Annotated in this window: 13 protein-coding genes; 7 read left to right on the plus strand and 6 right to left on the minus strand. The window is 36.8% G+C overall.

Translation table 11 applies throughout. The annotated features are described in order from the left end of the window. The first annotated feature begins 11 nt into the window (after positions 1-11). The 4 genes from ABDZ84_RS04925 to ABDZ84_RS04940 are packed head-to-tail and all read left to right on the plus strand — an operon-like array spanning position 12 to position 3,437. On the plus strand, positions 12-413 hold the full coding sequence (locus tag ABDZ84_RS04925) for a GntR family transcriptional regulator (protein ID WP_026682968.1): 402 nt from the start codon (positions 12-14) through the stop codon (positions 411-413). After that, entirely contained in the window at positions 410-1,258 is an 849-nt protein-coding gene (locus ABDZ84_RS04930; protein WP_343780399.1) for an ATP-binding cassette domain-containing protein, read from the plus strand. Before ABDZ84_RS04925 ends, ABDZ84_RS04930 begins: the two co-directional genes overlap by 4 nt. 18 nt (positions 1,259-1,276) lie before the next feature. Next, on the plus strand, positions 1,277-2,209 hold the full coding sequence (locus ABDZ84_RS04935; protein ID WP_281949962.1) for an ABC transporter ATP-binding protein: 933 nt from the start codon (positions 1,277-1,279) through the stop codon (positions 2,207-2,209). Beyond that, a complete protein-coding gene (locus ABDZ84_RS04940) occupies positions 2,202-3,437 on the plus strand; it encodes an ABC transporter permease (protein ID WP_343780401.1) in 1,236 nt (411 codons plus the stop codon). The genes ABDZ84_RS04935 and ABDZ84_RS04940 overlap by 8 nt, the downstream gene beginning before the upstream one ends. Before the next feature lie 227 nt (positions 3,438-3,664). On the opposite strand, the gene ABDZ84_RS04945 is transcribed toward ABDZ84_RS04940, so the two are convergent. The 3 genes from ABDZ84_RS04945 to ABDZ84_RS04955 are packed head-to-tail and all read right to left on the minus strand — an operon-like array spanning position 3,665 to position 5,288. Beyond that, a complete protein-coding gene (locus tag ABDZ84_RS04945) occupies positions 3,665-3,961 on the minus strand; it encodes a DUF4306 domain-containing protein (RefSeq protein ID WP_026682972.1) in 297 nt (98 codons plus the stop codon). After that, the gene (locus ABDZ84_RS04950; protein ID WP_034679830.1) at positions 3,958-4,485 is read right to left on the minus strand and encodes a shikimate kinase; all 528 of its coding nucleotides are present in this window, start codon (positions 4,483-4,485) and stop codon (positions 3,958-3,960) included. Before ABDZ84_RS04950 ends, ABDZ84_RS04945 begins: the two co-directional genes overlap by 4 nt. Positions 4,486-4,508: 23 nt before the next feature. Further along, the gene (locus ABDZ84_RS04955) at positions 4,509-5,288 is read right to left on the minus strand and encodes an NUDIX domain-containing protein (RefSeq protein ID WP_026682973.1); all 780 of its coding nucleotides are present in this window, start codon (positions 5,286-5,288) and stop codon (positions 4,509-4,511) included. Positions 5,289-5,529: 241 nt separating this feature from the next. Here ABDZ84_RS04955 and ABDZ84_RS04960 point away from each other — a divergent pair, with 241 nt between their 5' ends. Continuing rightward, positions 5,530-6,066, plus strand: a complete 537-nt coding sequence (locus ABDZ84_RS04960) for a flavodoxin family protein (RefSeq protein WP_026682974.1) — start codon at positions 5,530-5,532, stop codon at positions 6,064-6,066. Positions 6,067-6,234: 168 nt separating this feature from the next. On the opposite strand, the gene ABDZ84_RS04965 is transcribed toward ABDZ84_RS04960, so the two are convergent. Beyond that, positions 6,235-6,579: a hypothetical protein gene (locus ABDZ84_RS04965; RefSeq protein ID WP_026682975.1), complete on the minus strand. Its 345-nt coding sequence runs from the start codon at positions 6,577-6,579 to the stop codon at positions 6,235-6,237. A 497-nt stretch (positions 6,580-7,076) separates the two neighbouring features. Here ABDZ84_RS04965 and ABDZ84_RS04970 point away from each other — a divergent pair, with 497 nt between their 5' ends. After that, on the plus strand, positions 7,077-8,198 hold the full coding sequence (locus ABDZ84_RS04970) for an N-acetylmuramoyl-L-alanine amidase family protein (RefSeq protein WP_026682976.1): 1,122 nt from the start codon (positions 7,077-7,079) through the stop codon (positions 8,196-8,198). Positions 8,199-8,219: 21 nt separating this feature from the next. Here ABDZ84_RS04970 and ABDZ84_RS04975 read toward each other — a convergent pair whose 3' ends face one another. Both ABDZ84_RS04975 and ABDZ84_RS04980 read right to left on the minus strand, forming a co-directional pair. Further along, positions 8,220-8,720, minus strand: coding sequence for a GNAT family N-acetyltransferase (locus tag ABDZ84_RS04975; RefSeq protein ID WP_166530635.1), 501 nt, complete (start codon positions 8,718-8,720; stop codon positions 8,220-8,222). Continuing rightward, the gene (locus ABDZ84_RS04980) at positions 8,717-9,772 is read right to left on the minus strand and encodes a MerR family transcriptional regulator (protein WP_026682977.1); all 1,056 of its coding nucleotides are present in this window, start codon (positions 9,770-9,772) and stop codon (positions 8,717-8,719) included. Before ABDZ84_RS04980 ends, ABDZ84_RS04975 begins: the two co-directional genes overlap by 4 nt. Positions 9,773-10,002: 230 nt before the next feature. Here ABDZ84_RS04980 and ABDZ84_RS04985 point away from each other — a divergent pair, with 230 nt between their 5' ends. Then, positions 10,003-11,271 (plus strand): hypothetical protein, encoded by a 1,269-nt coding sequence (locus ABDZ84_RS04985; protein WP_343780408.1) that lies wholly within the window; start codon positions 10,003-10,005, stop codon positions 11,269-11,271. Positions 11,272-11,515: the final 244 nt, after the last annotated feature.

Below are 11,515 nucleotides of genomic sequence, written 5' to 3' on the forward strand. Positions count from 1 at the left end.
AGTAAATTAAAGTGGAATTGCCAATACGTCTTTCCAAGTCATCTCGTGAACCAATATATCATCAAATCGAAAATCAACTGAAGGCATTAATTGCAGGTGGACAGTTACCGGAAGGGGCTCCCTTACCATCTATTCGCTCACTATCCAAAGATCTGGAGACAAGTGTTATCACCATTCGAAGAGCCTATCAAAACTTAGAATACCAAGGGTTTATTCGTACATCTCAAGGGAAAGGAACCTTTGTAGCTGAAATTGAAGACGCACTGAAGCAGCAGGTTAAGGTTTCAGAGGTGTACCAAACGATTGAAAATGCAGTTGATACAGCACTTAGCTATGACTATACGATAGATCAAATAAAGGAGATCTTTACTGAAGTGATGGAATCACATACTAGAAAGGATGATAACAGTTGAATGGAATAATGGAAATTTCCAACCTAGAAAAAGGCTTAGATTCATTCCATCTTGGACCTATAAATTTAACGCTAGAACCCGGAACAATAACAGCATTAGTTGGTAATAACGGATCAGGAAAAAGCACCATATTAAAGTTAATTATGAATTTAGTAAAGCCTGATAAAGGAAACATTAAAGTGTTAAATAAATTTGTCCATGGTCCAGATGAGGGTTGGAAGACAACCGTAAGCTACCAACCACAGCCAATAATTGGCTGGAATGCTTTCTCAGGTAGAACACTTAAGAAATTTATTGCCCCTTACTATCCAAATTGGGATGAACACTTATTTGAAGAAATGGTGAAACGTTTCGATATTTCCCTAGATAAAAAGTTTATTCACTTATCTCCTGGCTTACAACAGAAGTTATGTCTTGCGTTAACCTTACCGAAAAACACACCTTTATTGCTGCTTGATGAGCCAACAACATTTATGGATATCCCTGCAAAGCAAGTATTTTTGGATATGATCGTAGCATGGATGGAGCGAGGAGATCGAGCAATCGTTATGACCAGCCATCAATCTTCAGATATTATGAAACTTGCTGATTACTTATGCGTATTAAAAAGAGGAGAATGGGTTGGAACATATGAAAAAGAGGCATTAAATAATATGTTTAAACGCTACTGGTTATCCGATACGTTACCAGCAGAAAGGATACCTGGAGAATTACTGCGAACCAATAACCAAATCATCTCGAATAACCCAGATGATACAGAGGCGTATTTCCATAATCAACATATAAAAAGCTCTTCTCAAGCACGCTTAGATTTAGAAGGAATAATTACATTATTAGTTGAATAATGAAAGGACGATGTCGACTTGAACACAATGCTTACTGTCAAAAGCTTAGGTAAATCCTTTAAAGGGAAACAAATTATTTCCAATATTTCTTTTGAAGTAAAACAAGGCGAAATAATGGCTATTCTTGGTCCTAATGGAGCAGGAAAATCAACAACCATTCGTAACATCATGGGAATCATGTATCCAGATGAGGGATCCATTACATTTCATCATAGTAAAGGAGCTACTATTCCAAGACATAAAATTGGTTATTTACCAGAAGAGCGCGGCCTCTATAAAAATGTTAAGGTAATGGATATTTTACTATATTTAGCCGAATTAAAAGACTATCCACTAGATAAGGCGAAACAACGGGCACTCGATTACCTTAAAAAGTTTGATCTAGAGGGTAAAGAGAAGGTTAATGTGGAAGAGTTATCCAAAGGGATGGGGCAAAAAGTGCAATTTATTGCCTCTATTATTCATGAGCCAGAATTATTGATTTTAGATGAACCATTTTCTGGTCTTGACCCTGTCAGTCAGGAGCTATTTAAGCAGGAAATTAGGAATCTCGCTCAGAATGGGACCGCCATATTATTATCCTCACATCAAATGAATCTTGTTGAGGAAATGGCAGATCGATTATTTATGATTCATCGCGGTCAAAAAGTTATATATGGTGAAATGACAGATGTAAAAATGGAGTATGCTAACTTTAAATGTACGATACACGGCAAAAATAACAAACAAGATTTAGCACAACTTCCTAATGTTCAACGGGTCGAAAAGGAAGATGACCGCAGTATCATTTACCTTAGTAAGGACGTGCAGCCCGCAACATGGCTAACACAGCTTCCGAATCATATTAACATTCAGGAACTTACGCTGAATCGCATTTCACTCCATGAAATTTTTATTGATATTGCAACAGACAAAAATCTATTACAAGAGGAAGGTGAGGAGCATGCGTAATACCATGAAGGTAGCCAAATGGGAGATCAAACGAAATCTAAAAAACAAGACATTTATTATTGGCATGTTTCTAACACCAGTTCTCATAATTGGTTTTATGCTACTCGGAAATACCTTTGGAGGGTCTGATACAGAGGAAACACAAGAGCTGACAACCGTTTTTATAAATGATCAGCTTCAATTATTTTCTGCCATCGAGGATACGGTTAAAACAAATGATCTCCCTTGGGAGTTAAAGCAATCGGATTTAAGCGAAGAAGAAGTAAACAAAGAATTAGAAGATACAGATGATACTGCTTACTTATTTATTGATCAACGTTCACTAGAAGAGGGTGTTATTCGAGCCTACACTTCTGAAGAAATACCCCCTTACTTTATCAACCAGGCACAAATTGTGGCAGGTCCATTACAAACGATGCAGATGAAGCAGCTTGGTTTAACTGAGGAAGAACTTGCGACCCTTTCACGTGGAGTTTCTGTTGAAGCGATTGCATCTAAAGAAGCGCAAGAAACTGTAAATGAAGAAGAAGCTGGAGCTGACCCGCTGAAACGAATTGTACCAGGTGCGTTCGCTGGATTTATCATGCTATCCATTGTATTTACAGGTATGGCGATATTCCAAAGTGCGTCACAGGAAAAGAAAGATAAGATTGCAGAGATTATTCTTTCATCATTAACACCAGCAGACCTTATGCAAGGAAAAATTATTGGCTATTTCGTTCTAGGTCTCATTCAGGCTGTGGTTTCCATTACACTTGTGTTGCCTATCATTGCTTGGCGTGTAGATATATCCATTTTGCAGTATTTATTAGTACCTGAACTAGCCTTTTATATCGCTATTGCCATCTTAGGCTACCTTCTCTTCGCCTCTATTTTTGTAGGTGTTGGAGCTACGATGGCAGACGTTTCTACTGCCGGTAATTTTCAGGGAATGGTCATGATGCTTCCATTTCTGCCATTCATTTTCATTGGTCCGGTCTTAAGTGATCCAAATGGATTCATGGCTCAGATTGGTTCTTATATTCCCTTTACTTCTCCAGGGGTTCTCTTACTACGATTAACTAGTTTAGAAGAATGGCCATGGATGGAAATTGCCATTTCATTGATGATTCTAATCATCAGCGTCTGGTTCTTTATGAAACTAGCTGGAAAGATATTTAAAGTTGGTATATTAATGTATGGTAAAAATGCTACACCTGCAGAAATATGGAAATGGATACGTGCTTAAACCTATATTATTTAAAGGAGGGGGAAGATCACATTTTTCCTCCGCTCCCTCCTTTAATTCCAGCTTTTTATTACTACGTTAATCAGTTTCTCGATTCGTTTACAGCTTACCAAAGTAAAACTTCAATCAGTGGGAGGGGTGTCACAGTATTTCGTATTAAATCACCAAACAAAGCACTCCGTTGCCTATTCGGTAAATTTTTCCAACTCCTTATCCCTCCATTTATGTTAAACCTCATCCTGCTTCTTCTTTTTCCTTCGTTTTCTAAAGTGAAATATAATCATACTAACCACTACAATACTAGCTATTATAAATATCGTGCTAGTAATAGGCTGAATGGTAAACGCATATAGCCATTGATCGATAAAGTATATATCTCTTGGGTCTGATATATCCTCAGGTGTAAATATCGTCTTATCTTGCCAATTAGGCTCAAGCATTAGGTAGGAACCAGTCCAAGAGGTTAAAAATAATGTATATATGGAAACGATCAGTAATACGATGAAAACGATTATTTTTTTCATTCGTGATTCACCCTTAAAGTACTCAAATAGGTTTTTAATGCCTGTTTATTAGTTATAATGACCTGTTTATCGTTATAGCTGCTCAACATATTGCAAATATCCTGTTTTTCCTTCTCAAATTGTCTATTCCACTGCAACATACTGATAAATATAGAAAGTGTAGGTTGATAGTTGGCAGGTTCGATGCCTAACTTCTGCCTTAGGAATCTTTTACAAATTCGAAACGACCGAACATGTTTATTCGTATCCAATATGATAATAAGATCTGCGTGTTTAATACTAGGAATTACCCAATTATCACGATGAACACCTTTAATAATCCAAGCAGATTGTTGACATATGCTTGAAAGTATCTTCGTACGTTCTTCGATTGTTCTTTTTATATCCCCTGTCTTCCTTCTATACCACACGACATTGTCCAATTCATAGTAGGTTATACGAAGCTGTTTCGCCAGCAACTTAGCTAACGTCGTCTTCCCACTACCTACAGAACCAATGATACGTATCTTGCTTGGAATCTTCAACTGTGGCTCACCTACATTCTTTATTACTGTTCTTGCTTTATACTAGGTCTCAGCTGATGAAGTATGTGATGCGGTCTTATTTCGAATGCTTCATATGGGATGTAGGTTGGATGCATTGCATCTAATACCCTATCTAAAAAATGCTCTCGTGTAATATATTGAGATGTATTCGTAGCTGTTAATTTTCTAAAGCACACTTCTGTTGTTTCCTCTTCTTGCGTGCGTAAGTCACCAGATATGTATTTTCCTCTAAATACAATATTTATGATTCCCTTGGTAACATTCTGATAAATTCCAGTTATACCATCCATCTGGACGATAGCTCCTGTTTCTTCCTTAATTTCTCGATGTACTGCTTCTAATAATGACTCCTCTTCTTCCACTTGTCCTCCTGGTATCTCCATGGTATCTGCACGATCCATATTACGTACTAGTAGAACTTCCCCCTGATCATTCGTTATATAACCACTAACAGAAACTATATGCTTAGGATATTGATCGTTTCCTGTAGAAGTTAAGAATTCCTGACGACTATCTATAATGATATCCCCCAATTCTTTTCTTTTTTTCTGTCCCATTTTATGTAAGTCACTTGCTCTAATGTTCGCTTCGATACGCTCATATTCCTCCATATTATTATATGCCCACATAGCTGTTATTTCATCGTTTGATTGATTTACCCATCTGCCAACAAGGTTTGCCCCATAGGTAAGCTGATTCGGAAGCAAATATTCATGAAAAAAGTTATTAAAAGCTTCAACGTTGCCCTTTTTCAATTTGTATGTTTTCTTTCTATATATCATCTTTGGAATAGCTCCTTTAGCTAAATCATTTATTTTATCTATAAATAAGATTCTTCTCTCACTTCTAAAATACCTGCTGAAGAATACAATTTAAGAAAAGGAAAATTTCATGAGTTTTTAGGATTCCTTACCGTCCAAGGTATCCATAGGATTATGCCTGTTAAGATGGTAAAAACACTACAGTCTTTTGCTAAATACGGCTTCATTCATCCTGAAAAATCTTTCATAGGGAGGATAATACATGAAAATTGCTGTATTTCATGGTTCCACTCGAGTTAATGGAAATACGGAATATTTAACGTATCAAGCAGTTCCTAAAGAGAAAGGAACCCATATTTATTTACGCGATCATGATATTCAACCAATTATTGATAAACGTCATGCACCAGAAGGATTTCCAGTAGTTGAGGATGATCATACACAGTTAATCGATCAACTGTTAGAGCACGATACGCTTGTTTTCTCTACACCAATTTACTGGTATGGGATGTCTGGTCCAATGAAAACCTTTATTGATCGTTGGTCACAAATTTTAAGAGACGACAGCTATTCACATTTTCGTGTCGCATTAAAAGAGAAAAATGTTTATCTAATAATTGTTGGCGGTGATCATCCACGAGTAAAGGGACTACCGCTTATTCAGCAATTCAATTATATCTGTGAATTTTATGGAATGACACTAAAAGATTACGTGATTGGCCAAGCAAGACGACCTGGAGACATTGTTAATGATCAAGTTGCACTGACTGCTGCTTCAACGCTCATTCACATAGATTGAATTGGTATACATTAATAAACGACAGCTGTCTGCTATCAGAAAGAGAGTAAGACAAAAACCCCCATTTAACTTTATTACTTGAGGTGGGGGCTTACTGCCATATGCGGGATAAAGTTATGTAACACTTATGACAACGGCTTTTGTTAGCTGTTGTTTTTTTACTGTAGGTTAAGCCTCTGTCTTTTTATACATGCAATAGTTATAGCCAATTTGCAAACAGTTGCCAGTTAGAAAAGCGATAAAAACTAGAATTTCGACAGTCGGCCGCATATGAGTAATATAGATGGCCAGTAAAATAATTGCTATATGAATAGGAAACGTCCAAAGGCTACGAATTAACTTTCTTCGGTAACTAAGCTGAAAATAGATAATCACTCTACCACGATCAATTTTTGGCTTATTTTTATAAACAATCGACATAACAATGGTTGCCATGATAGCTACCATCACTGGTATCAGTATATCCGTAACTGGAAAAGGTGTATATGCAGTTTGTAACCAAAAATAAAACAACGATATCCCCTCATTTTTTCCAAATTCCTTAAAAAGTTTAATAATGAACGTTACGATCTCCCGAAGACTTTTTCATAGAAGCCCTCTCTTCCACATGTAATAGTAAAACACCATTATAACAAACCCTAAAACAAATACAAAGATAAGATTAGTATCTTGACAGTTGATTATTTTAGATAAAGTGAAACTCCTATCAGGGTTTTGTTTATCCCCCCACTGATGGTTAGTACCACAAGGGTATGACCTAAAGACCATTGAACCAATCGGACATTTACTGGCAGTCGATACCCCACTTATCTATATTGGTTCCACCTTATTGCTTGAGGTGGGGGTCCTACTGCCAGTTATATGCTGGATAGAGGTATTTTTTGTGTTAATTCCTGCTACCCATCTAGCAATCTAGTACTTCATAGTTTATTTTTCAGAAACATAGTTTAATTAGTTATCTCCTTGTACATACTGTTATTACATTAAATTACTATTAAGAGGAGATTGCTATGCGGTTTATCTATTATATTGTTAGTAGCTTTGTCGTTATCTTTGTATCTATGCTTTTTTTTCCTAATGAAAGTCAAGCAGATACTCGAGAGCTTTTTGAAGTAGGAGAAACATTGCTAAATGTTAGAAGTGAACCATCAGACCAAGCAGAAATCATCGGTAAGCTACAAGCTGGTGATCAGTTAGTCGCCTTCGAGGAAAAATATGGATGGATTAAAACATTTTATGATGGGAAGGAGGCATGGGTAGCAGGGCATTATTTGCATAATATTGGACAAGTAAGTGAAGCGAAAGAAACAGAAGAAGAAAAAATAAAAGTAGTAACAAAGAACACGCATATTCGCTCAGGTCCTGGCTCTAGCTATTCTAGTATTGGAACATTACCAGCTGGAAAAAGCTATAGACTAATAGAAACCAAGGGTGAATGGCATCAAATAGAAGTAAATAATGGACAAAACGGTTGGATAGCTTCCTGGCATACGGATACCCCAGCTCAAGAAGCTACAAGCGCGAGTGTATCCGCCCACACAATCAAAGCACCAGACCAGCAAACATCAAGTATAACATCAGCGACAAAACCGCTTGATGGTTATCATATCATGCTAGATCCAGGACATGGCGGGAAAGATTCAGGGGCAATGGGCTTGAAGAATGTATACGAAAAAAATATAACATTTACGACCGCTCAGAAAATTGCTGATAAGCTACGTGAAGCTGGGGCGACGGTACTGACTACGAGATCAAAGGATACGTATATATCATTAGATCGAAGAGTTGAATTAAGTCATTCTAACAAGACCAACGCATTTATTAGCATTCATTATAATGCATTTCCTGATTCTTCTGTTAGTGGCTTAAATACCTTCTATTATTCTAAGAAAAATGATCTTCGATTAGCAGAAAATGTGCATACATCACTAACAGCTTCTATTGATATGAAAGACCGTGGGATACTCCAGAAAAACTACCGTGTCCTACGAACAAATCATGCGCCATCTATTTTACTGGAGCTTGGTTTTATTACAAACCCAAATGATCTAGCCAAGATTCAAAGTGAATCATTTGAAACGAACGTAGCCGAAGCAGTTACCGATGGATTAAAAAACTATGTGCAAGAATAACGTAATGGAAGCTGTCTGTTATTAGTGGATAGCTTCCATTACGTTTAATTGTAGTACATATTGTTCTCCTTTTTTCCCAATAATCCTTTTCCCACTATCTACAAATCCACATTGTTGATAAACGTGTTGTGCTATCATATTTTGATGGTTTACTCCAAGGACAACCTCATTTTTTTTCGGAAAGTGGCAATTTAGAAAAGCAGGTAACTGTAGAAGTGATTGTTTTGCAATTCCTCTCCCTTGCATCTTGTACGCAATGGAATACGAGCAAAGCAGTAATGCCTGTTGGTTATCACTATACATTTTAAGACTTTTTCCATCCTCTAGTACAAAAAAACCTGCAACATGGTGTTGAAACAGAATGACAATCCCATGTCTTCTTGCTTCGAAAGCTTCTTTAGCCAATGCTTCCTTAGGATGTGCGGTATACATTAATTGATCTGTTGATAAATGGTAGTAAGTTAAATCAGCGAGATATTTATCTTGAAAGAAATCCAATCTAACTGCTGGCGTATTATTCATGCTTTATCACCACAAGCTGTCTTTTGGGCATAAATCATGCTTAAAATATCATTAAACGGATATGCTTTTACATCATAGTTATGTTCTTTTAACCATTCTATTAGGATAGAGCGATCCGCATAATATTCATCTTTTATGGCGTAAATTGCCTCTTTATTGCCCGCATCCTGAAAATATTTCATAACTTGCTTACGTTGTCGTTCATTAATAAACATTAAATCAGCTATACAAATTTGCCCACCTGCTTTTAATACTCGATCCATTTCCTGTAATGCTAGTATTTTTTCTTCGTCAGTAATATGATGTAGTGCATAGCTGGAAACAATCCCATCTACTTGCTGATCCATCAACGGCAAGGCTAAAAAGTGTCCTTTACGTATTTCTATGGCTGGGTGCTTTTGTTTACAAACATGTAACATGTTTTCGGACTGATCAATGCCAATGACGTTTATTCCTTTGGGTAAAAACTTTGCACCGAGATTTCCTGTACCAATTCCAATATCTAGGCACGTATTGCCAGCTTCTAGCTGGATGGTTTCAACTACTTTTGTTAACGCCTTATCATAGTCCTGATGTACATTAAAGCGATAGCCATGCATCTTGATACTAGAATCATAATCCTTAGCTTGACTATCAAAATTCCATTTGTCTTGCCAATTTCGACGAATTTCCTTTAAATTTTTTAAATGAGTCGCTAATTGATAGATTGCTTGCATATTATCATAATCATCCGATGTACGATCTAGCATTTGATCGATCGTATGAATCATATCCTTCATTTCGAGCCATTTTTCATAGAGAGCAGATCGTTGTATGTTTAGATACTGCGAAATGCTTCGCTGTTCTTCGTTTAGAACGTGGGATATCTCACTAACGCTAAATCCGATTTCTCGAAGAGCTAATATCGTACTTAATCGGGCAATATCTTCTTCAGAAAAGCTGCGATACTCATTGTTGTCTAACTTTGCAGGCTTAATTAATCCCTTCTCCTCATAAAAGCGAATTGCTCTCGGAGTAGTATTTAATTGCTTTGCGACTTCTTTTATTTGCATATTCCTTCCTCCTCAACTTCACTATAAACCTTGACGTTACGTTAATGTAAAGTGGAAAATTCGATTTTTTGATTTTTGCTCATTATATCATTTTGTAATATGTGAATTCGTTCCTAAAGGAATGATATACTATAGGCAAAGTTATAAAGTAGGGGCTTCCTGCCAGTTATAAACGAGATAAAAGGAACTATCTATTTAATGTCAAACTGAAATAAAGTGAGGGTATCTATATGCATAAGCGAGTACAAAAATTGATTGACGTTACAGCAGATGAATGGGGACTAGATAAATATTATTTAAAAAGACACAGCTTTGTTAAAGAAGAAAATCCTAATGAAGGCGTATCCTATGAGTTAACCATGGAATGGTTTCCTAATGAAGCAGCGGAAACAGAAGAAGGCTTAAATCCTCCAGGAACAGCCGTTGTTGATGTAGACCTTCATAGTGAACGAATCAAAAAAATAATCTTTGTTAATGATATATCTTATGCTCATGCAGAGGCGTTAACTGTCATTCACCAAACCAGTGAACAAATCATTGAATGGGTTGAGGAAATGACGGGTCTAGAATATGGTAGACAGTTTCAATTAGTCGAGGAATCAAAAAATGAAATGCATTTCCGATCTGCTGTAGACAATATTCCCGTCTATCCAGGTGGGAACATCGATATAACCTTTAATGAGCAAGGACAACTTACACTCTTTTCTATCCATGGGAGCTTTCCTACAGAGGATCAAGTTCAGTGGGAACCCTTTGCTTTAACGTCGGAAATCGTTGAACCCATTGCTCTAGATCATTGCAAGTTGATGGAAATTCCAGTGGAGAATGAACAAAAATGGATTTCCGTATACGGGACATCTATGTTCTTCCTTACCAATAATGGAGGAAAGACGATTTCCTATGATCAAGTGGAAAAATCCATCATTTATTGTAATAGCGTTGAACCTATCACATGGAGCCATACTAGTTCCGCTTCTACCATATCTCTAGAAAAAATCGATCTGTCACCAGAAATTTCCGAGTCTGAGGCATTGAGCAATAATAAAGAGATTGACAGAAAAAGATCTATTTCCAAAGATGAACAAACTAGAATTATTACAGAAGTGAGTCGTCTACTACAGCAAGAGTTACCAGATGACAATGGCCAATGGAAACTAACTACCATTCAACAGGAACACAACTACCTATTTGCAATCTTGCATCCAGTAAAGAAAGATTTTCGTATCATCGGTCCTAAGATAAAGGTTATTATGGATTCAAAAACATTAAAGCCTCTTAATTATATGGACAATCGTCAATTGCTCGATGTCTTTCGTGATTTTAAAGAAGCAGAAATGCCTGTTATTTCAAAGGGAGAAGCATCCGAAAAGCTCCGTAGCTACCTTGAGATCTCACCTGTCTACGTCTATCAAAAAGGTAGGTATATGTTATGCGGTAAAATTGAATGTAGCTATGTAGTAGATGCAGTAACGGGGGAAATGATTAGCTTAGACGAATAAAGTAAAACTTCAATTAGTGGATGTTTTGTTTATCCCTCACTTGGTTCTCTTTATTGCTTGAAATTGGGGGCTTACTGCCAGTTATATGCGGAAAAAATCAAACAAAATACCCTGCCTCTAGAAGCAGTAGGTTTCTAATAGGTGCAGCTACTTTTGCTCTATATCTAGCACACGCATAAGAAAAACGGAGCAAAATTCGCTCAGTCCTTATCACTACATGCTCAGATTTACGCTTCCTCTAGTA

Source organism: Virgibacillus salarius, from assembly GCF_039521925.1.
GTDB classification, from domain to species: domain Bacteria; phylum Bacillota; class Bacilli; order Bacillales; family Amphibacillaceae; genus Virgibacillus; species Virgibacillus salarius.